The organism is Actinocorallia aurea, assembly GCF_054783995.1.
The window spans coordinates 28,458-49,360 of the sequence record NZ_BAAGPQ010000025.1 but is presented as its reverse complement, the minus strand read 5'-3'; the positions used below and the strand labels follow the sequence as shown (position 1 = coordinate 49,360).

The window sequence follows — 20,903 nt, the reverse complement described above, 5'->3', positions numbered from 1 at the left end:
GGGTCGGTCGGGGCGGGTGGCCGTGGTGGCGGGGGATTCGGAGGGGGTGGGGGCTTGGCATGGGTGGCGGGTGGTTTTGGAGGGGCTTGGGGGGAGGTTGCCGGATATTTCCGTAAGTGATGCTGATGCGGCTCGGTGGAGTGTGGTGCGGGCCGTCAGGGCGGCGTTGGCGGGGGCGGGCGGGCCTGTCGTGCTGGTGTTCGATGACCTGCAGTGGCTGGACAGTCCGTCGCTTCAGGTGCTGGCGGCGCTCGCCGAATCGGTCGCGGACCTGCCGTGCTGCGTGCTGGCGACGGTGCGGGACACGGCGCCCGACGCGGACGGGCCGTTCGCGGCGGTGTTGGCCGCGCTGACGCGGGCGGGGGCCGTGCGGGTGGGGCTCGGCAGGTTCACGCTCGCCGAGACCCGGCGCTACGTGCGGGCGGTCGGCGGCGGCGCGGTGCCCGAAGACCAGGTCGCGGCCCTGCACGAGCGGACCGGCGGCAACCCGCTGTTCCTCCGCGAGATGACCCGCCTGCTCGCCGAGACTCCGGGCGGAGCGCGGGCCGGGCTGCCGGGCGACGTGCGGGCCCTCCTCGCGCAGGTCCCCGACGGCATCCGCGACGTCGTCCGGGTCCGGGTGGCCGCGCTTCCCGAAGACGTGCGCGCGATGCTCGCCGCGGCGGCCGTCCTCGGTCGGCGCGTCGATGTGGAGCTCCTCGGACGGGTGTGCGGTCTGGATCCCGACGAGGCGCTCGACCTCGTCGACCTGGCCGTCATCCATCGCGTCCTCGAGGAGGATCCGGAGGGGATCGGTCAGGTGAGGTTCGGCCACGCCCTGGTGCGGGACGCGATCCTCGCCGAGATGCGGCCGGGCCGCCGGGCCGCGCTGCACCTGAAGGCCGCCGACGCGCTCGCCGAGGACGGCGGCCCCGTCGCCGCGCTCGCGGCCCATCTCGACGCGGCGGCGGCGCGGATGCCGCGCCTGGCGGGGCGGGCCGTCGAGGCGGCCGAGGCCGCCGCCGAAGAGGCGACCCGCCGCAACGCCCCCTACGAGGCGGCGCGCTGGCGCGAGCGCGCGCTGCGCCTCGCCGAGACCGACCGCGACCTTCCCGACGCGCGCCGGCACGGTCTGCTCGTCGCGCTCGCCGCCGCCCGCCGCGACGCCTCCGATGTCGCGGGCGCACGCGAGGCGATGCTCGCCGCGGTCGCCCTCGCCGAGGAGCTCCGCGACGAGAAGGGCGTCGCCGAAGCCCTCGTCGCCTACGGCGCGGCGACCGCCCCCGTCTGGCCGGGCCCCTTCCCCGACCCCGTCGTGCTGCACCGCCTGGAGGCCAGCGTCCGGGGCCGCGACGCCCTCGACGACGGGCTGGGCGGCCTCCTCCTCGCCTGCCTCGCCGCCGAGACCGCCAAAACGGGGGACGTCGCAGCCACCCGAGCCGTCTCAGGGCAGGCCGTCGCCCGTGCGCGCGCGGCCGGCGACGTTGCTCTCCTCGCGCGCATCCTCGGCGCCCACCTCGTGACGACCTGGGCCGCCGACACCGTCGAGCAGCGGATCGAGTGGTCGCGCGAGCTCGCCGCCCTGCCCGCCGGCCCCGCCGCCGAAGCGCTCGGCCGCTGGTTCGCGGGCGTCTCCCTGCTGGAGGCCGGACGTCGCGGGGAGAGCCGCGTCGAGGTCGAGCGCAGCGGCAGGCTCGCCGAACGCCTCGGCCTGCCCGCCCTCCTCGCCCAGCAGGGCTGGTTCGCCGCCATGGAGCGCTTCGCCGAAGGCGACCTCGCGGCGGCCGAGGCGGCGACGGACGCGGCCGCAGCCCTGCACCGCAGCACCGGCATGTGGGGTGCGGAAGAGTCGGTCGCGAGCCAGCTGTTCGCCTTGCGCGACGAACAGGACCGCCTTCCCGAACTCGTCCCGGCGCTCACCGCCGTCGCCGACGCCGGAATGCCCGGCATGATCGAGGGCGCCGCGCTCGGCCTGCTGCGCGCGGGCGATGAGACCGCCGCCCGCGCCGCCCTGGACCGCGCCTTCGCCGATCCTCCGCTGCCCGCGTGGGGCCTGGTGCACTCGTGGGCGGTCCGCGCGGAGGTCTGCGCCGCCGTGGGCTCCCCGGCCCAGGTCGCCGAGGCAGAACGCGTCCTCGCCCCGCACGCGGGTCGCGTCGCGCTGGCCGGGACCGGCGTGCTGTGCCGGGGCGCGGTCGCCCGCCTGCTCGGCCTCCTCGCCGAACGCCGCGGCGACCTCGCCGAGGCCGAGGCCCATCTGCGCTCCGCACTCGCCCTGGAGGACGTGACGGGCCTCACCGTCTGGGCGGCTCACTCCCGCGTCGCCCTCGCCCGGGTCCTGCGCGCCGCGGGCGGCGATCCCGGCACCCTCCTCGACGAGGCCGCCGCCACCGCCTCGCGCGGCCTGCTCCGCCTGGCCCGCGCCGTCGAGACGGCGAGGGGCCCCGACCCGGCCCGCTGGTGGTGACGCGGAGGGTGCCGTGTGTCACGCGGACGATTTGGCCGCGCCGGCCCGCTCGTGGTGACCCGTAGGGTGTCGTACGTCACTCGGGCGATTTGGCGGCGTTCGCGATGTGGCCTAGATTCGCGGATTATGGCATCTTCGCAGGTCGTCCTGCCCTCTCCGGCCGAGATCCGGCTCGTCGTCACGGACATGGACGGCACCCTCCTCGACGGCGAGGGTCGTGTCCCGGCCGACCTGTGGGCCCTGCTGCCCCGGCTCCGCTCCCACGGGATCGTGTTCAGCCCGGCGAGCGGCCGCCAGTACGCGACGCTGGCCCACGAGTTCTCCGGCGTCGACGACGGCATGGCCTACATCGCGGAGAACGGGGCCTACGTGGTCCGCGACGGCGTCGAGCTGAGCTCCGTCTGCCTGGCCCCCGACGTCATCACGCGGGCGGTCGAGGCGACGCGGCGGCTGGCCAAGGACGGGGCGGACGTCGGCGCGGTCGTCTGCGGCAAGCGCGCCGCCTACATCGAGCGCTCCGACGAGCGCTTTCTCGCCGAGGTCGCCCGCTATTACCACGCCTACCGCGTCGTCGAGGACGCCACCCGCGTGGAGGACGACGCGATCAAGGTCGCCGTCTTCAGCTTCGGCCCGTCCGAGGAGACCACCTACCCGGCCATCGCCGCCGCCTGCCCGGACCAGCAGGTCGTCGTCTCCAGCCACCACTGGGTGGACGTCCTCGACCCGCACGTCGACAAGGGCGTGGCCCTGCGCAGCCTCCAGGCCGAGCTCGGCGTCACCCCCGACCAGACGATGGTCTTCGGCGACTACCTCAACGACCTCGCCATGCTCGACCGCGCCACCTGGTCGTTCGCCACGGCCAACGCGCACCCCGACGTCCTGGCCCGCGCCCGCCACCTGGCCCCGGCGAACACCGAGCAAGGCGTCATCCGCACCCTCACCGCCCTCCTCGACGGCCGCTGACCCGGCCGCCCGCGGGGCAGCGGGCCCCGGTCGTCCCTATTTCCTACTAATGCTACCGTAATTACCTGATTAGCAGGCTAGGGACGTAAGGACGGCTCATGGCACGGCAGATTCACCTCGGCGGTTTCCAGATCGCCTCACAGGTCACCCACTCCCACGCGGCGTGGCGGCACCCCGCCTCTGACCCCGCGGTGTTCGACCACGAGCACTACCACCGGGTCGGCCGGATCCTGGAGCGCGGCAAGTTCGACTTCGTCTTCTTCGCCGACCTCCTGGCCAGCCCGAGCCGGTTCGGCGGCGGCATCGAGGAGGGACTGCGCCGCGGCACCCAGGCGTCGGCGACGCTCGACCCGGTGCTCGTCGCCTCCAGCATCGCCGCGGTGACCCGGCACCTGGGCGTCGCCGTCACCAAGAGCACGACGTACTTCCACCCGTACGACGTCGCCCGCGCCTTCGCCTCGCTCGACCACCTGAGCCGCGGCAGGGCCGCGTGGAACATCGTCACCTCGCTCAGCCAGGCCGAGGCGCTCAACTTCGGCGTCGCCGAGCACCTCGAACACGACCTGCGCTACGACAAGGCCCAGGAGTTCGTCGAGGTAGCGGCGAAGCTCTGGGAGAGCTGGGACGCCGACGCGATCGTCGCCGACAAGGAGTCGGGCGTCTTCGCCGACCCGGCGAAGATCCGCCGGATCGACCACGACGGAAAGTTCTACCGGACGCGCGGCCCGCTGAACGTGCCGCGCTCGCCGCAGGGACGTCCGGTGCTCATCCAGGCCGGCGCGTCCGCGAAGGGCAAGGACTTCGCCGCGCGCTGGGCGGAGGCCATCTTCGAGATCGACCCGACGCCCGAAGGCCGCCGCGCCTACTACGACGACATCAAGTCCCGCGTGTCCGACGCGGGCCGCGACCCGGCGAAGGTGCTGATCTTCCCGGCGGTGATGACGTTCGTCGGCGAGACCGAGTCGATCGCCCGGGAGAAGCAGGCGTTCCACAACGAACTCGCCGACCCGATCTCCGGCCTCATCACCCTGTCGACCCACACCGACCACGACTTCTCCCAGCACGACCTCGACGCCCCCGTCGAGGACATCCAGGTGCCGGGCACCCAGGGCCTCTTCGACGTCGCCCGCCGCCTCAGCGAGCGCGACAACCTCACCCTCCGCGACATCGGCGGGCTCTACGCCCAGGGCGTTCTCCTCCCGCAGTTCGTCGGCACCGCCGCGGACGTCGCCGACCAGTTGGAGGCGGCCTTCACCGGCGCCGAGGCCGACGGCTTCATGATCTCCGCCGCCCAGACCCCGGGCGCGTTCAACGACTTCGTCGACGCCGTCGTCCCCGAACTCCAGCGCCGCGGCCTCTTCCGTGACGAGTACATCGGCACCACCCTCCGCGACCACCTCGGCCTCGACGCCGTCTGACGGCTCCGCGGGATCGGGGTGGCGGCTCCGCCCGCACCCCGACCCGGCCGGGGCCCGGGGCTCAGAGGGTGATGACGGTCTTGCCCTGGGCGTGGCGCCGCTCGACGTGGCGGAGGGCGTCGGGGAGTTCGGCGAAGGGGTGCGTGCGTTCGATCGCGGGGGTGAGGCGGCCGGTCTCGGCGAGGGAGGCGAGGAACTCCAGGTCGGCGGTGTTGGGCTTCCAGGAGACCGCGGCGATGCGCTGCGGGACGAAGCGGTTGACGAGGGCGCCGCGGAAGATCTGGGACATGGGGCCGAGCAGGGGGTTGCGCACGGCGATGCCGCCGATGAGGACGAGTGCGCCCCGCGGGGTCAGGACGCCGCGGAACTCGCGGAAGGCGCGGTTGCCGACGATGTCCAGGACCAGGTCGTAGCGCTCCGGGCGGGCGGTGAAGTCCTCGCTCGTGTAGTCCACGACGTCGTCGGCGCCCAGTGACCGCACCAGTTCCACGCTGCGGGCGCTGCACACGCCCGTCACGCGGGCGCCGAGGGCCTTGGCGATCTGGACGGCGAACGTGCCGATCCCGCCCGCGGCCCCGTTGACGAGGACGCGCTGCCCCGCCTCGATCCGGCCTTCGTCGCGCAGCCCTTGCAGTGCCGTCTGCCCGGCCATGGACACCGCCGCCGCCTGCGCGAACGACAGTGCCGCCGGCTTGGCCGCCAGCCGCGAAGGCGACACCGCGACAGCCTCGGCGAACGCCCCCATCGGCACCTCCCCGAACACCTCGTCCCCGACGCGGAGCCCTTCGACGTCCGCCCCGACCTCGGCGACGACCCCGGCGAGATCCGCGCCGAGGATCGTGCCCGCCTTGGGCCGGAGCAGCCCGGTCTGGGTCCGCGCGAGGAACGGATCGGCCCGCAGGAACCGCCAGTCGTACGGGTTGACCGACGCGGCCCGCACCCGCACCAGCACCTCGTCGGGCGCGACCTCCGGCTCGGGCACGTCCCGCAGCTTCAGCACCTCGGGCGGTCCGTACCGATCCCAGGTCCAAGCCTTCATGTCCCTCTCCCTCCCAAGCGCACCGGGCAACTCCGGCGCACCTAGCCTTATGAGATAAGGCTACCTTACCGACTAAGGCTCCCTTACCGACTAAGGCTCCCTTAGTGAGTAAGGCTCCCTTAGTGAGTAAGGCTACCTTGCGGCGTAAGGCTGGTGAAGGCATGCGGGTGGCCGGATCCTGCCGTGCGGGAGGCAGCTAGGAGGCGGTGCGGCGCCGGTCCAGGCCGTCGAGGATGAGGTCGAGCGCGAACTCGAACTCGAACTGGTCGTCGCAGAATCCGAGCGTCCCGTCCGGATCGTCGTGGGCCGCCTCGGCGACCATCGCCGCGAGGTGCGGGAACGCCTCGGCCATCTGCTCCATCGCGGCCGCGTCCTGCGCGCCGCCCGCCCCGGGCTCGAACAGCTCCTGGCTGAACCCGAGCGCCCTGCTGCCCAGCACGTGCAGCGCCCGATGGGCGAGATCGTAGGAGAAACCGCCCGCCCGCAGCGTCCCGACGACCTCGTCGTAGTACGCGATGACCAGCGGACTCGTGGTGGGCCGCGACCCCAGCACGGCCGGCGCCCACCGGTGCCGCAGCAGCACCTGCCGCGCGGCGAGGATCCGGCCCCGCAGCGCGCCCCGCCAATCGACCTCGGGCGCGGGCCCCTCGACCGCGCCGACGGCCGCGAAGACCTCGCCGAGCAGCACCTCGACGATCCCGTCGAGCACCGCCTCCTTGTTCGCGACGTGGTGGTAGAGCGACATCGTCTCGACCCCGAGCTCCTGCGCCACCTTGCGCATGGTCAGCCCGTCGACGCCCTCGCGATCGGCCACGCCCGTGGCCGCCCGCAGCACCCGCCGCCGGCTCAGCGGTGTCCGCGGCGTCTCGTCCGCGACATCCTCATCGATCAAACGCCCCATGACCTACCCCTCCGTCGCACCCTACAACGGGCCCCGGCATCCCGGAGCGGCCCGAGCCGACGACCGCGGTCCGACGAACGCGGCGCATTGCGCCGGCGCACTTCGTTCGCATCGAAGGGGTCAGGGTCTTCACGGGTCGCCGCCTTCGGCCGAGCGGACCGCCGCGTCGGTGAAGTAGGCGGCGAGGAGGCGGCGGGTCTGTTCGATCATGGCGAGGTCGCCGTCCCGGGAGGTGCGGAAAGCCAGGTCGATGCCCACGGCGGCGGCCTGGATGGCGAGGCTCGTGACGCGGTAGGGGTCGGCGAGCGGGGGGAGGCCCGCTTCTTCGACCGCGCAGCGGTAGAGGGCCTCGGCCATGATGTCGCCGCCCGCCTCGGTGGTGCCCTCGGGCAGGTACTTCTCGCCGCCGGGGCGGGCCTCGCCGAAGTCGACGACGGTGAAGCCGGGGATGACCCGCCGCATCCGCACCGTCTCGTCGATGACGATCTCGCCCGCGCGCCCCCACGTCAGCCCGGGCTCCTCGGCGGCGCGGGCGCGCAGCCGGTCGAGCAGGATCTCCAGGTGGCGCAGGGCGAGCTGGCGCAGGAGGCCGAGCCTGCCGTCGAAGAACTGGTAGACGGTGCCGGTGGGCACCCCGGCCCGGCGGGCGACCTCGGCGATGGTGAGCCCGTCGGAGCCCACTTCGTCGAGGAGTTCCGCGCAGGCGTCGAGGACGCGTTCGACGCGTTCGCGGCTGCGCCGCTGCACCGGCCTGCGCCGTACCCCTTGACTCTCCACCCCACAGTCATAACATGGCGAACCGTCATGTTTCGAACATGACGCCCCCTCACGTTTCTCCCCCCGAAGGACAGGTGACCGCCGTGACCGAGCCCACCAGGCCCACGGCCCTCGACGGCGACCGCCCCCCGGCCGTCTCCCTGCGCTGGATGTCCCTGCTGGCCCTGGTCCAGCTCGGCGTGATCATGGCTTCGAACGCCTCGACGCAGATCCTGCTGCCGTCGCACGTCGAACGCATCGACGCGGCGCACAAGGAGTCGTCGCTGGCCCTGGTCCTCGCGGTCGGCGCGATCGTCACCGCGGTCGCGGGCCCGCTGGCCGGAGCCCTCTCCGACCGCACCCGCACCCGCTTCGGCCGCCGGAGGCCGTGGGTGGTCGGCGGATCGCTCCTGGGCGCGGCGGCCCTGGGGTTCCTGGGCGGGCAGCACTCAATCGCGGGCCTCATCGCCGGCTGGTCGCTGGCGCAGCTCGCCTTCACCCTCGTGCAGGGCACGGCGGTCGCCGCGGTGCCGGACCAGGTGCCGGTCGACCAGCGCGGCAGGGCCTCGGCGCTGGCCGGAGTGGCCGTGCTCGTCGGCCCGCTCATCGGCGGCGCGGTGGTGACCTTCGCGGTCACCGACCTGCCCGCCGGATACGCGGCGATGGGCGGGCTGCTGCTGCTCGCCGCCCTGCCGTTCCCGCTGCGCTACCGCGAGCCCGCCCTGCCGCCCCCGGGCCCGCGCCGCCCGCTCTGGTCGGGCCTGTGGGTCAGCCCCACGCGCCATCCGGACTTCGGCTGGGCCTGGCTGAGCAGGTTCCTGGTGAACCTTGCGCTGTCGATGGGCATCGGCTACCTGCTGTACTACCTGCGCGACGAACTCCGCTACGAGAGCCTGTTCCCCGGCGCGACGAACCAGCAGGGCGTGCTCACCATGGTGACCGTCTTCTCGCTGAGCAGCGTCCTGCCCGGCCTCGCCGCGGGCTGGTACGCCGACCGCAGCGGCCGGACCCGCGTCGTCGTCTTCGTCGGCGGGGCCGTCATGGCGCTCGCCGCCCTCACCCTCGCCGTCGGAAACGGCTGGTCGACCGCGCTGGTCGCGGCGGCGCTGCTCGGCGCGGGCACCGGCGTCTTCGTCTCCGTCGACCAGGCCATGGTGACGCGGCTGCTGCCCGCCGACGCCGACCGCGGCAAGGACCTCGGCGTGGTCAACCTGGCGACGGCGCTCGGCTTCGTCCTCGGCCCGGTGGTCGCCGCGCCGCTCGTCACCTCGCCGGGCGGCTACCCCCTCATGTTCGGCGTCGCCGCCCTCTGCGCGCTGGCCGGTGCCGCGCTGGTGTGGCGGATCAAGGGAGTCCGATGAGCCTCGACGAGTACCCCCGCCCGCAGCTCGCGCGCGACAGCTTCCTGAACCTCAACGGCCCCTGGGCCTACGCCATCACCGCGGCGGACGCCCCCGAGCCTTCGGCGTACGACGGCGAGATCCTCGTGCCGTACTCGCCCGAGTCCGACCTGTCCGGAGTGCGGCGCACCCTCGGTCCGGAGGAGGCGCTCTGGTACCGCCGCTCCCTGACGCTGCCCGACGGCTTCGTCCGCGACCGGGTGCTGCTCCACTTCGGCGCTGTCGACCAGACCTGCGCGGTGCTGCTCAACGGGGTCGAGGTCGGCCGGCACACCGGCGGCTACCTGCCCTTCGTCCTCGACGTCACCGAAGCTCTGGTCCCCGGTGAGAACACCCTCGTGGTGAAGGTCAGGGACGCCACCGACGCCGCGCCCCACGCGCGCGGCAAGCAGCGCCGGAAGCACGGCGGGATCTGGTACACCCCACAGTCGGGCATCTGGCAGACGGTCTGGGTCGAGTCTGTCCCGCAGTGCTATATCCGGAATCTAGTGATCGTCCCGCATCTGGCGGAGGCTTCCGTCGAGGTCACCGTGCACACCGACGCGGGCGGCCCGGCGCACGTGGACGTGCTGCGCGACGGGGAAGTGATCGCGTCCGGGCCGGCCGAGCCGGGCGAGCCCGTGCGCCTGCCGATCACCGACGTCCGCCCCTGGACGCCCGAGGACCCCTTCCTCTACGACCTCGAAGTCCGCCTGGGCGACGACCTCGTGCGCTCCTACTTCGGCATGCGCTCGTTCGGCGTCGGCCCCGACGCCTCCGGCCTGCCCAGGCTGCTGCTCAACGGCCGCCCGTACTTCCACGCGGGCGTCCTCGACCAGGGCTACTGGGAGGGCGGCCTGTACACGCCGCCGTCCGACGCGGCCATGGCGCACGACATCCAGGCCATGAAGGACCTCGGTTTCACCATGCTGCGCAAGCACGCCAAGATCGAGCCGCTGCGCTGGTACCACCACTGCGACAGGCTCGGCATGCTCGTCTGGCAGGACGCCGTCAACGGCGGCGAGCCTTATCGGCCGGCGGTCGTGACGGTGCCGGCCGTCGCCCCGTTCGTCCGGCTCCGCGACGTGGGGGCCCGCGCGCACCGCAGGTTCGGCAGGTCCGACGCGGCGGCCCGCGCGGGGTTCGAGCACGAGCTGCACGCCACCGTCGAACACCTCCGCAACGTCGTGGGCCTGGCCGTCTGGGTGCCGTTCAACGAGGGCTGGGGCCAGTTCGACGCGGCCCGGATCGCCGCCGGGCTCGCCGCCCTCGACCCGACCCGCACCGTCGACCACGCCAGCGGCTGGCACGACCAGGGCGCCGGCGACCTCCGCAGCCTCCACGTCTACTTCCGCCGCTTCCGCGTCCCCCGCCGCCGCGACCCCCGCGTCCTCGCCCTCACCGAGTACGGCGGCTACAGCCTCCCCCTCGACGGCCACCGCAGCAGCGCCCGCGTCTTCGGCTACCGCCGCTACAGCTCCCCCGAAAAGGCCACCCGCGCCTTCGTCCGCCTCCACGAGACCCAGATCATCCCCGCCATCCCCCGAGGCCTCAGCGCCACCGTCTACACCCAGCTCAGCGACGTCCAAGACGAGATGAACGGCCTCCTCACCCAAGACCGCCAAGTCCTCAAACTCGACCCCGCCGCCGTCCGCGCCATCACCACCCGCCTCCGCTACTCGTGATCCTCGGCGAAGCCGTGCAACCGGGTGGGGGGCGGGGCGCGAATACCGGGGGAATGAGGAGGTGGGACCATGCCGGTTCTTTCGCGAGTGGTGCGGACGGCTTCGCCGGTGGGGGCGGTGGCCGGGTTCCTGACGGACTTCACGACGGCCGAGCAGTGGGATCCGGGGACCGTCAGATGCCGGAGGCTGGACGGGGGGCCGGTGCGGGTGGGTTCCCGCTTCGAGAACGTGTCGCGCTTCAGGGGGAAGGAGACGACGCTGGTCTACCGGGTGGAGGAACTCGTCGAGGGCGAGCGGGTGCTGCTCATCGGGGAGAACAAGACGGTGACGACGATCGACGACCTCCGCTTCGAGCCTCTCGGCGCGGGCTCCCGCGTGCGTTACCAGGTCGACTTCCGCTTCAAGGGCCTCGCCCTCCTCGCCGTCCCGTTCCTGCGCCCGTCCCTCACCCGCCTGGCCGACGACGGCGCGGCCCAGATGAGGCGCGTCCTCGACGCCCTCCCGCACCGCTGATCCCGTGGCGCACGTCAGAGCCCGGTGCCCGAGCAGATGCGGTCGGCGGCCTCCGAACAGGACAGCTCGACGCGGAACCCGTCGGCGTCCTTGAGGAGGATGACGCGCCCGGTGACGGGCTGCCACCGGTCGTTGATGAGGATGAAGCGGTCGGGGGCGCGCTGGAGGAGGCGAAGGCCCGAGTAGCGGTACTTGTAGGCCGAGTCCTTGACCTTGATGCGGGTCTCGGTGACGCCCGTGACGTCGGAGAGCCGCAGGTCCTTGGCGCTGTAGAGGGTGACGGCGGCGAACTGCTCGGGCCGCGCCGCGATGTCGTCGGCGTAGGCGGTCCCCATGAAGCGGGCGACGCGTTCGACGTCCCAGAAGACGGCGATGACGAGCAGCGCGAGCACCAGGACCCGCATCGACGCCGTCCACCCCGCCTCGCCATCGGCCAGCCGCCGCAGCCTGTCGTGGTAGACGGCCGACAGCGCGCCGAGGGTGAGGGCGAGCGGCAGCGCGACGGTGCCGAGCGGCCCGGCGAGCAGGAGCACGGCCCCCGCGGTCGCGAGCACGGCTGCGACCCTGAAGGCCAGCAGGAACCGCCCCGCCGCCGCCGGCCCCAGCGGCGCGATCCACCGCAGGTGGATCCAGTGCAGGACCAGCGCGAGCAGGACGAGGAGGAGGAGCAGGGGCGAGAGCACGGCGATGCTGCGCAGGAGGTAGTCCTGGGTGCCCAGCCCGAGGACGGTCACGTCGTAGCCGAGGGCGTCGGCCTCGACCTTGGTGCGCACCCAGCCGAAGTAGAACAGCAGCGCGCTGAACAGCGCCACGGACGACCCGACCTCCGTGACGACCTTCCACACCGAGCGCGGTGTCTCGGCCGCGCCGGGCTCCTGCGGCGTGGTCACGACGCTTCCGCGGTCGGCGGGTCGTCGAGATCCGGCACCCCGTCCGGCGGGATCTCGTACGCGGGCGGACCGTCGGTGGTCGGCGGGGGCTCGGCCGGCGCGTCGTCGTAGGTGAAGGTGACCTGTTCCTCTTCGCCCAAGTAGATGTCGCCGGGCAGTTCCTCCGCCTGGACGTCGACGGACCCCTCTTCGAGGTGCTGGGGGACGGTGAGGGTGCCGGTTCCGTCGGCGAACGCGACGACCAGCACCTCGGATCCCCAGAGGACGGGGACGTCGCCTGAGAGGTTGACGCCGGTGATCGTCACCGTCTCCCCGGCGGTTCCGTGGTCGGGGGTGATCCCGGTGACGCGCGGGCACAGCGCGTCGCCGCCCCCGCCGTTGTCGTCAGCCCGGACGAAGTGGGCCTCGGGGTCGGCGCCATGCGCTTCGACGAGCGTTCGCAGCAGCCGGAACACGCCTTGGTCGACGCAGTCCAGATCCTCGTCTGACTCGGCAGTGTAGGCGCGCTCGGCTTCGGCCCAGAGCCCGGTCTCGCCGTGCAGCGCGGCAAGGCACGCCTGGCCCGCGCCCCGGTAGAGCGTCCGGGCAGGTTCGGCGAGAGCGGCGGCGGCGGAGACCGCTTCCCCGCAGTCATCGCCGGCCAGCTTGAACAGCGCATAGGCGCGATCGTGAACGCGCTCGGGATCCTTGCCCGTCGCCGGGGTGGTCAGCCCGATGTCCTTGATCCACTCGATGAAGCCTTTTTTGCCCTGTTCTCCGCCCCCGCCCTTGCCTCCCGCGGTACTCAGCGCCGAGACACTCCCGCCGGGCTTCGGCGCGGGTTTGCCGCTGTCGTGCCCGTCGTCGCAGGAGGTCAGCACGAGCGAAGCGACGAGGCACACCACGGCGACTACCTTTAGGCGCATGCGGCTTCGCTCCGGGGGTCGGCGGAATCTCGCGGGATTCTAGGTCAGGACGCGATCGGCGGTAAACGGAATTGCTGCCGTAATCGCGGCGCGCCGCAGACCGAAATGACGGACGCGGCGGGATCGGCAGACTTACTGCGTAAAGGCGGGGGCGCGGGAATTCGGGTCAGGTGTCGCCGAGGCCCCGATCGTAGCCCGGTGTGTCCGGTTCGGAGAGCGGGGGTTCGGTTCTCATGTGGGCGGGGGCCAGGGTGCGCAGGGCGTGGTAGCCGGCGACGACGACGAGGGTGCCCAGGGCGATGCCGCTGAGTTCGAAGGTGTCGGTGAAGGTGAGGGTGACGTTGCCGATGCCGATGATGAGGCCGGCGGCGACGGGGACGAGGTGGAGGGGGTTGGCGAGGTCGGTGCGGGCGCGGACCCAGATCTGGGCGCCGAGCAGGCCGATCATGCCGTAGAGGATGACGGTGATGCCGCCGAGGACGCCGCCGGGGATGGCGGCGACGACGGTGCCGAACTTGGGGCAGAGGCCGAAGAGGATCGCGAATCCCGCGGCGCACCAATAGGCGGCGGTCGAGTACACGCGGGTGGCGGCCATGACGCCGATGTTCTCGGCGTACGTCGTCGTGGCGGGGCCGCCCACCGAGGTGGAGAGCACCGTGGCGGTGCCGTCGGCCATGATCGCGGTGCCGAGCTCGTCGTCGAGGGGGTCGCCCGTCATCTCGCCGACGGCCTTGACGTGCCCGGCGTTCTCGGCGATGAGCGCGATGACGACGGGCAGCGCCACGAGAATCGCGGAAAGGGAGAAGTTCGGCGCGTGGAGGTCGGGAAGCCCGATCCACCGGGCCTTCTCCACCGCGGAGAGGTCGAGCCGCCAGTGGTCGACAGCTTCCGCGCCGCCCGCGGGCGAGTGGATCATGCCGAAGACGCGGTCGAAGACCCACGAGATGAGGTAGCCGAACAGCAGTCCGAGGAAGATCGCGATCCGGGACCAGAAGCCGCGCGGCACCACGAGCGCGAAGCCGGTGAAGAGCAGGGTGAGCAGGGCCGTCCACTGGTCCTGCGGCCAGTAGGTCCGGGCCGCGACCGGCGCGAGGTTGAACCCGATGAGCATCACCACCGCGCCCGTCACCACCGGCGGCAGCACCGCGTGGACGACCCGCGCGCCCAGCGCCCGGATCGCGGCCCCGCACGCGAACAGCACGACGCCCACGACCAGCAGCGCCCCCGTGAGCGTCCCGGTGTCCCCGCCCTGCGCGGCGATGACCGCCGCGACCCCGACGAACGAGAGACTGCTTCCGAGGTAGCTCGGGATCCGCCCCCGGGTGATGAGCAGGAACACGATGGTCGCCACCCCGGACGCCATCACCGCGAGGTTGGCGTTGAGCCCCATGAGGATCGGCGCGACGAAGCACGCCCCGATCATCGACACCACGTGCTGCGCCCCGAGTCCGACGGTGCGCCCCCACGTCAGCCGCTCGTCCGGCTTGACGACCTCGCCCACCGCGAGGTGCTTCCCGTCCCCGTGCAGCTTCCACCCGAAGCCCTGCATGCTCCCGCCCCTCGGCCGACGCCGCCCGGGCCGCCTGCCCCGCCTGGCCGGATGGAGATTCCCCGCTCGCGCCGCACCGCGACGTGCTCCGCTGCGATCTTGACCGGAAGCCTGCCCATCCTTGGCTCGACGGCCGCGTCGCGGAGACCCGGTGACGGCTCCGTGCACACGCGGTGATCCCGGGTCTCGCCTTCCGCCGGTTCCGCCTCACCGGAAGGCGCGTGAGGGTTCTCTCGTTTGGGCCGCGCGGAACCGGAGCCGTCCCGCGCCCTGCCTGCGGAGATCTTCCCGGACAGGTCCGGAGGCCCGACGCGGCCCGCGAGCCCGCCGGTTTGGGAGCCGCGGTCCCGGGCACCCCAGGAAACCTCCAGAAAAGCGGATGAACGGATACGGATCGTGACGGAAGGCGAGGGGCAGAGTAAGCCCCGAGCAGGCCGTCGCGACGACCCGGCAGGACATCACCGAATCGAAGGAGCGAAGCCACCGATGACGGACAACGGGCTGAAGCAGGGAGAGCGCGCGACCGACGTGAAGGCCCGCGTGCGTGAGGGCGCCGACCAGGTGCGGGAGACCGCCCACGAGGTCGGCGCCGCCGTCCACGAGAAGGCGGCCCGGCTGAAGTCGGGAGCCCAGGACGGGTACGCCACGGCGAAGACCAGGACGGAGGACGCGGCCGACCGGGTCCGGGACCCGGGGAACGCCGCGAAGGTCAAGGCAGGGGGAGTGGCCGTGGCCGGGGCCGCCGCGCTCGGCGTCGCCGCGTGGGCGGTGCGCCGCAGCCGTCGCCCGCGGACGCGCTGGGACAGGAGCGTGCTGGCCTCCCGCCGGGCGTTCGACCGGGCGATCGGCTACGGACGGGCCGTCCTGGCGCGGCGCTGAGGGGAGACGGCCATGATGTACCGGAGCCTTTCGCTCCTGTTCAGCTCGCTGGGCGCGCTCGCCGCCGGCAAGGCCTTCGGCCTCGTCTGGCAGAAGGCGGCGGGCGCCAAGGAGCCGCCGCGCCCCGACGACACGGACTTCACCTGGGCGCAGGTGCTCGTCGCGGCCACGCTGCAGGGCGCGATCGCAGGGTTCACCCGGGCCGCGGTCCAGCGGGCCGGCGCCCAGGGCGTCAGGAAGGTCACCGGATCCTGGCCGGGTGACCGCTGAGCCATGGGCACACGCACGGAGGCGACCGCGGGCGAGGGCGCGGAGGGAGCGCCCGAGGGCCCGACCGATCTGCGGCCCCGCGCCTGGTGGGGGGCGGTCCGCAGGTCGGTCGCGGAGTTCCAGAAGGACGGTCTGACGGACTGGGCCGCCGCCCTCACCTACTACGGCGTCCTGTCCATCTTCCCGGCGATGCTCGTGGTCGTCTCGCTCGTGGGGCTGGGAGGCCACGCGGTCTCCCAGCAGTTCCTCGACAACGTCGCGACGCTCGCGCCGGGCGCGGTGCGCCAGGTCCTGTCCGAAGCGCTCGCCGAGCTGCAGAAGGGCCGCGGCGGCGCGGGACTGGTCGCCCTGCTCGGTCTGGCCGGGGCGTTCTGGTCGGCGTCGGGGTACGTGGGGGCGTTCATGCGGGCGTCCAACGCGGTGTACGACGTGCCGGAGGGGCGGCCGCTGTGGAAGACCGTGCCGCTGCGCGTCGGGATCACCGCGGTGACGCTGGTGTTGCTGTCGCTGTCGGCGGTCGCCGTCGTGGTGTCCGGTCCCCTCGCCGAGCGGGCGGGCGACGTCGTCGGCCTGGGCGACGCGGCGGTGACGACGTTCGACGTCGTGAAGTGGCCGGTGCTCGTCCTCGTCGTCAGCCTCATGATCGCGCTGCTGTACTGGGCGTCGCCGAACGCCCGCCAGGGGTTCCGCTGGGTGACGCCCGGCGGGGTGCTCGCCATGGCGCTGTGGCTGGCGGCCTCGGCCGGGTTCGGCGTCTACGTCGCGAACTTCGGCTCCTACAACAAGACGTACGGCAGCCTCGCGGCGCTCATCGTCTTCCTGGTGTGGCTGTGGCTCACCAACCTGGCGATCCTGCTGGGGGCCGAGCTCAACGCCGAGCTCGAACGCGGCAAGGCCATCGCCGAGGGCCATCCCGAGGACGCCGAGCCCTACGTCGAGCTGCGCGACACCCGCGCCCTCGACGAGGAACCTCCCCGCGGAGCCGCCTCCCTGTGAGGTCGGGGGCGGCCGGGCCGTCCCGGGATCCCGGGACGGCCCGGCCTCACGCTGGACCGGCGGCTGCGGGCCGGCCGGAGCCGGTGCCGCGCCGCGGTCAGCGCGGGTCGGCGAGGGTGTTGCCGATGATCCAGCCCATGCCGAAGGCGGACAGGAGCCCGTTGCCGGACATGTAGCCGTCGGAGTGGGCGCCCGCGAGGCCGCAGGCGGTGCCGCCGCCCGCGTGGAGGCGGGGGATCGGGGTGCCCTCGGCGTCCAGGACGCGGCCCGCGGTGTCGATGACGAGGCCGCCTTGGGTGGCGAGGAGCCCGTGGGTCACCCAGGCCAGGTGGAAGGGCCCGGTCAGCCTTCGACGACCCGGGAGGGGTTCGAGGAGGCGTTCGGTCTCCGCGACGGTGCGGCCGAGGTCGGCGGCGACGTCGGCGAGGGTGGCCCGGTCGCGGATGGCGCCCGCGGCGAGGCATTCGCGCATCATCTCGGACTCGCGGGTGGCCTCCATGGCGGTGGCGTCCCAGATCATCGCGGCGCGTTCGCCCGGCTGGCGCTGGAGGACGCCCGCCATGGACGAGTAGCCCTTGGTGTCCTCCTCGACGAAGCGCTCCCCGTCGAGGTTGACCAGGACCGCGCCGTTGAACTGCAGCGCGGGCGAGACCCGGGTGCCGTGGTCGACGACGACGAGACCGGAGCGCAGGCCCGCGCCCATGTTCCGCAGCCTCGCCCCGAGGGGCAGCGCCCAGGCCAGCGCGTCGCCGGTCGCGGTGGAGACACCGCCGTAGAACGGCGTGCCCAGGTGCGCCAGGTGCTCCTTGACCAGGTCGGGGGAGTTCGCGAACCCGTCCGAGGCCAGCACGACGGCGTCCGCCCGCACCCGCTGCACCTGCCCGTTCTGCGCCACGACGACGCCGGCCACCTCCCCGTCTTCGACCACGAGGTCGATGACGGGCGCCTCGTCCACGAACGCGACGTTGTCGCGGGCGTCGAGCAGCCCGCGCAGATGCCGCATCAGCCGCGCGCCGCCCAGCCGTCCGATGTCGGTGTGCAGCCGGGGCACGGACATGCCCGCGCGCGGCATGTCGGTGCCTATCTCCATCGGGTAGCCGCTGTCGGCGATCCACTCGACGAACTCGGGGGCGGCCGCGCACAGCGCCTCGATGACGGGCCGCCACTCCTCGTCGCCGTTGGCGGCGATGATGTCGTCGGCGTGCCTCTGGGACGAGTCCTCGATCCCGGCCGCCGCCTGGAACCGGGTGCCCCCGGCCGCGAGCGACCCCGACGAGATCGCGGCGTTGCAGCCCTCGTGGGTCGACTTCTCGAACACCGCGACGATGAGGTCGGGGTTCCGCGCGGCGCGCAGCGCGGTCATGACGCCGCAGGCTCCGCCGCCCACGACCGCGACGTCCACCTCGGAGTCCCAGCCCGCGCTCATCCGAGGGCACCGTCGATGCCGTAGAAGCGCCGGGCCGCGTCGATCAGCGGCCGGGCGGGCTGCGCGCCGTAGAACCCGGCGCGCGCGGGCTTCAGCCCGGTCGCCCGGTACTGCGCGGCCCGCATCTCGGCGACCCGGACGCAGGTGCCGAGCGAGTCGAGCACCGGCACGTCGTCCACCCGGGACACGCCCTGGTCGGCGAGGAACACGTTCAGCGGTCCCTCCCCGGGCACGATGACGTTGGCCCCGTCCGCGATGGCCCGCCGCGCCGCCCGGGTGAACGCCTCGATGAGCGGCCGCGGTTCGGCGTACGCGCCCATGACGTCGTGGAACTCCGCCTCGACCTGCACGATCGGCCCGACCAGCGAGTCGAGCCGGTAGTTGCGCAGGTTCCGGCGCAGCTGCGGCTCCAGCGCCCCGATGAAGTTGACGATCCCGATCCGGTCGCCGAGCGCCCCGGCCATCAGCACGGACGTCTGCCCGAACGCGACGACCGGGATGTCGACGACGGTGCGGACCTCCTCGTAGGCCGTGTCCGGGATCGTGGCTATGAGGAACGCGTCGTACCCCTCGTCCTGGGCCCGGAGCGCCGCGTGCACGAACTGCTCCCGGTGCAGCCCGGACAGGTAGGCGTAGCCGATGTGGGTGCCCGGGTAGTCCGACGGGTAGGTGCCCTGCTTCATCCCGTGGAAGTCGATCTCGGTGCCGGGCGCGGCCTGCGCCCGCAGGTGCCTGGCGAGGGCGTCCCGGTAGTGCGGGACGTCGTCCAGGACGGTGAACGACTGGTGCCAGATCCGCATCACGCCTCCTTCGCGGCGGCAGCGGCAGCCGCCTCGGATCCGGCGATCCGCCCGAACGTCGCGCCGCGCAGGACCGAGGTGGAGCCGGTGTAGTTGGAGTAGTAGAGCCCGGTCAGCTCCCCGGCCGCGTACAGGCCGCGCATCGGCCGCCCGTCGCGGTCGACGACCTCGGCGTCCGGCGTGGTCTTGAGCCCGCCGAACGTGAAGACGTTCGCCGCCATGATCGGGTAGGCCGCGAACGGGCCTTCGGCGATGGGCAGGCTCCAGTTCGACTTCGGCGGGACGAGCCCGCGCGTGGCCAGGCCGTCGGTCCGCGCGTGGTCGAAGCCGGACGGGTCGGGGCAGGCCGCGTTGTAGGCCGCGACGGTCTTCTCCACCGCCTCGACGGGCAGGCCGAGTTTCGCCGCGAGTTCCCCGACCGTCGCGCCGGTGACGGGCGCGATGTCGGTCCGGATGCCGACCGTCAGGTTCGGCACCGCGAGGCCCTTCTGATCGAGGATCACCCAGGCGATGCCGTCCGGCTGGTCCTGGATCGCCCGGGTCGTCCGCTCGTACCAGGCGTCGACGGTCCCGCGCGCCTCGTCCACGAACCGCTCGCCGGAGGCGTTGACCAGCACCCCGTACGGGAAGCAGAAGATCGCCGCCTCGGCCTCGCCGCTGCGCGGGTCGACGGGTTCGGCGTGGAAGAGCGCGAAGTTCCCGGCGGTGGCCGCGCCGAGCGCCAAAGCCATCTCCAGGCCCTCGCCCTTGTTGTAGTTGCCGCCCTTCGCGACGGGACGGCAGGTCAGCGCCCGCTCCCCGTGGTAGCGGGCCATCAGCTCGAAGTTGCCCTGGTAGCCGCCGCTGGCGAGCACGACCGCGCCGTGGAAGACGGCGGGGCCGTCCGGGGTGTGCGCGAAGACGCCGTCGACGCCGTCGTCGGAGAAGGTCAGCCGCCGGGCCGTCGTCTCGAAGTGGAACTCGACGCCGAGCCCGCGCGCGGCCTTGCCCATCGTCTCGATGATGGCGAGGCCGCCGCCGACGGGCGCCATCCGGGTCGTCGACTGGGTGAGGAACGGGGTCGGCACGAAGTCGAACCGGACGCCGTGCCCGCTCATCCAGGCCAGCGCCTGCGGGGCCTGCTCGGCGAGCGTCGACACGTAGTCGGGGTCGACGGTGTGCGTCGCCCGGTAGAGCGGGCCGCGCCGGTGCGGGGGCAGCGCCGCGTCGTTGATCACCGACGGGTCGGGATGCCCCATGAAGTCATCGACGAGGACGTCCTCGAAGCCCTCCGCGACCTCCTCGACGGACCTCATCCGCAGGAACGCCTCGGTGTGCCGGGTGTTCCCGCCGGTCTCGGCCTCGGTGGAGCGCTCCAGGATCGCGACGCGCGCGCCCTTCTCGGCCGCCGCGACCGCCGCGGACAGGCCCGCGACGCCGCCGCCGACCACGACCACGTCATAGCGGTGAGTCTGCTGGGTCATGGTCTTCCTCCTAGAACTTCAGCTCGGCGGAGCCGACGACGGCGCCGAACAGCGGCAGCATGTTCTCGACGGAGAACGCGTGGAAGTCCGCGCGGAACGACGCGCACATGTCCTCCACCACGGTCACCTGGAGGCCGGAGTCGGAGGCGTGCCGCGCGGCGGACTCCACGACGAGGTTGGTCGCGACCCCGCCCAGGACCACCTCGGTGATCCCCTCGGCGGCCAGCACCTCGCGCAGCGGCGTCCCGACGAACGGGTCCACGCAGCCCTTGTCGATGACGGGCTCCCCGTCGATCGGCGCGAGCGCCTTGACGATCTGGGCCTCGGGGGAGTCGGTCAGCATCGCCCGGTTCGCCTCGTACGGGGCGAAGCGCGGCAGCCGGTTGGTGCGCAGCCGGTACGACGGGTCGAACGCCAGCCGCACGTGGACGACGAGCGTCCCGGCGGCGCGGGCGGCGGCCAGCACCTTCTCGGCGGTGGCGAGCACCCCGCGCTCGGCGATCTGCGCGGCGAGCGGGGGCATGCGGAGGTAGGGGCCCTCCTCGCACAGCGCGACCTGGTAGTCGAGCATGAGCAGGGCCTTCTTAACGGGAGCCGTCATGGCGAATGTCCTCAGAGTCGGTTC

General features: G+C 73.0%; 19 protein-coding genes. 9 read left to right on the top strand and 10 right to left on the bottom strand.

Annotated features, from left to right (window positions below; genetic code table 11):
* Positions 1-16 precede the first annotated feature (16 nt).
* The 3 genes from ACYVOM_RS28765 (at position 17) to ACYVOM_RS28755 (ending at position 4,827) form a co-directional block, all read left to right on the top strand.
* Positions 17-2,446: an ATP-binding protein gene (locus tag ACYVOM_RS28765; protein WP_460306662.1), complete on the top strand. Its 2,430-nt coding sequence runs from the start codon at positions 17-19 to the stop codon at positions 2,444-2,446.
* 126 nt (positions 2,447-2,572) lie between these two features.
* Positions 2,573-3,409, top strand: coding sequence for a Cof-type HAD-IIB family hydrolase (locus tag ACYVOM_RS28760; RefSeq protein ID WP_460306660.1), 837 nt, complete (start codon positions 2,573-2,575; stop codon positions 3,407-3,409).
* 98 nt (positions 3,410-3,507) lie between these two features.
* Entirely contained in the window at positions 3,508-4,827 is a 1,320-nt protein-coding gene (locus ACYVOM_RS28755) for an LLM class flavin-dependent oxidoreductase (RefSeq protein WP_460306659.1), read from the top strand.
* A 61-nt stretch (positions 4,828-4,888) separates the two neighbouring features.
* Here ACYVOM_RS28755 and ACYVOM_RS28750 read toward each other — a convergent pair whose 3' ends face one another.
* The 3 genes from ACYVOM_RS28750 to ACYVOM_RS28740 all read right to left on the bottom strand — a co-directional run bounded on the left by ACYVOM_RS28750 (position 4,889) and on the right by ACYVOM_RS28740 (position 7,544).
* On the bottom strand, positions 4,889-5,866 hold the full coding sequence (locus tag ACYVOM_RS28750) for an NAD(P)-dependent alcohol dehydrogenase (RefSeq protein WP_460306658.1): 978 nt from the start codon (positions 5,864-5,866) through the stop codon (positions 4,889-4,891).
* 196 nt (positions 5,867-6,062) lie between these two features.
* Positions 6,063-6,767 carry a TetR/AcrR family transcriptional regulator C-terminal domain-containing protein gene (locus tag ACYVOM_RS28745; RefSeq protein WP_460306657.1) on the bottom strand — a complete coding sequence of 235 codons (705 nt, stop codon included), beginning with the start codon at positions 6,765-6,767 and terminating at the stop codon, positions 6,063-6,065.
* Positions 6,768-6,896: 129 nt separating this feature from the next.
* Positions 6,897-7,544, bottom strand: a complete 648-nt coding sequence (locus ACYVOM_RS28740) for a TetR/AcrR family transcriptional regulator (protein WP_460306656.1) — start codon at positions 7,542-7,544, stop codon at positions 6,897-6,899.
* 83 nt (positions 7,545-7,627) lie between these two features.
* Here ACYVOM_RS28740 and ACYVOM_RS28735 point away from each other — a divergent pair, with 83 nt between their 5' ends.
* The 3 genes from ACYVOM_RS28735 (at position 7,628) to ACYVOM_RS28725 (ending at position 11,100) form a co-directional block, all read left to right on the top strand.
* Positions 7,628-8,884: an MFS transporter gene (locus tag ACYVOM_RS28735; RefSeq protein WP_460306655.1), complete on the top strand. Its 1,257-nt coding sequence runs from the start codon at positions 7,628-7,630 to the stop codon at positions 8,882-8,884.
* A complete protein-coding gene (locus tag ACYVOM_RS28730) occupies positions 8,881-10,587 on the top strand; it encodes a glycoside hydrolase family 2 protein (RefSeq protein WP_460306654.1) in 1,707 nt (568 codons plus the stop codon). The genes ACYVOM_RS28735 and ACYVOM_RS28730 overlap by 4 nt, the downstream gene beginning before the upstream one ends.
* A 69-nt stretch (positions 10,588-10,656) precedes the next feature.
* On the top strand, positions 10,657-11,100 hold the full coding sequence (locus ACYVOM_RS28725) for an SRPBCC family protein (RefSeq protein ID WP_460306653.1): 444 nt from the start codon (positions 10,657-10,659) through the stop codon (positions 11,098-11,100).
* Positions 11,101-11,114: 14 nt separating this feature from the next.
* Here ACYVOM_RS28725 and ACYVOM_RS28720 read toward each other — a convergent pair whose 3' ends face one another.
* The 3 genes from ACYVOM_RS28720 to ACYVOM_RS28710 form a co-directional block, all read right to left on the bottom strand.
* Complete coding sequence (locus ACYVOM_RS28720) at positions 11,115-11,990, bottom strand: hypothetical protein (protein ID WP_460306652.1); 876 nt, start codon at positions 11,988-11,990, stop codon at positions 11,115-11,117.
* Entirely contained in the window at positions 11,987-12,895 is a 909-nt protein-coding gene (locus ACYVOM_RS28715) for an IPT/TIG domain-containing protein (protein WP_460306651.1), read from the bottom strand. The genes ACYVOM_RS28720 and ACYVOM_RS28715 overlap by 4 nt, the downstream gene beginning before the upstream one ends.
* 166 nt (positions 12,896-13,061) lie before the next feature.
* Positions 13,062-14,444, bottom strand: a complete 1,383-nt coding sequence (locus ACYVOM_RS28710) for a uracil-xanthine permease family protein (protein WP_460306650.1) — start codon at positions 14,442-14,444, stop codon at positions 13,062-13,064.
* Positions 14,445-14,930: 486 nt separating this feature from the next.
* On the opposite strand from ACYVOM_RS28710, the gene ACYVOM_RS28705 reads away from it, so the two are divergent.
* The 3 genes from ACYVOM_RS28705 to ACYVOM_RS28695 are packed head-to-tail and all read left to right on the top strand — an operon-like array spanning position 14,931 to position 16,589.
* Complete coding sequence (locus ACYVOM_RS28705) at positions 14,931-15,323, top strand: hypothetical protein (RefSeq protein WP_460306649.1); 393 nt, start codon at positions 14,931-14,933, stop codon at positions 15,321-15,323.
* 12 nt (positions 15,324-15,335) lie between these two features.
* Complete coding sequence (locus ACYVOM_RS28700; protein WP_460306648.1) at positions 15,336-15,593, top strand: DUF4235 domain-containing protein; 258 nt, start codon at positions 15,336-15,338, stop codon at positions 15,591-15,593.
* A gap of 3 nt (positions 15,594-15,596) precedes the next feature.
* Entirely contained in the window at positions 15,597-16,589 is a 993-nt protein-coding gene (locus tag ACYVOM_RS28695; protein ID WP_460306647.1) for a YihY/virulence factor BrkB family protein, read from the top strand.
* A 97-nt stretch (positions 16,590-16,686) separates the two neighbouring features.
* Here ACYVOM_RS28695 and ACYVOM_RS28690 read toward each other — a convergent pair whose 3' ends face one another.
* Genes ACYVOM_RS28690 through ACYVOM_RS28675 form a run of 4 tightly spaced genes read right to left on the bottom strand, consistent with a single transcriptional unit; the run spans position 16,687 to position 20,879 of the window.
* Positions 16,687-18,015: an FAD-dependent oxidoreductase gene (locus ACYVOM_RS28690; protein WP_460306646.1), complete on the bottom strand. Its 1,329-nt coding sequence runs from the start codon at positions 18,013-18,015 to the stop codon at positions 16,687-16,689.
* The gene (locus ACYVOM_RS28685; protein ID WP_460306645.1) at positions 18,012-18,815 is read right to left on the bottom strand and encodes an aspartate/glutamate racemase family protein; all 804 of its coding nucleotides are present in this window, start codon (positions 18,813-18,815) and stop codon (positions 18,012-18,014) included. The genes ACYVOM_RS28690 and ACYVOM_RS28685 overlap by 4 nt, the downstream gene beginning before the upstream one ends.
* Complete coding sequence (locus ACYVOM_RS28680) at positions 18,815-20,278, bottom strand: FAD-dependent oxidoreductase (RefSeq protein ID WP_460306644.1); 1,464 nt, start codon at positions 20,276-20,278, stop codon at positions 18,815-18,817. The genes ACYVOM_RS28685 and ACYVOM_RS28680 overlap by 1 nt, the downstream gene beginning before the upstream one ends.
* A 10-nt stretch (positions 20,279-20,288) precedes the next feature.
* Positions 20,289-20,879, bottom strand: a complete 591-nt coding sequence (locus ACYVOM_RS28675) for a cysteine hydrolase family protein (protein ID WP_460306643.1) — start codon at positions 20,877-20,879, stop codon at positions 20,289-20,291.
* Positions 20,880-20,903: the final 24 nt, after the last annotated feature.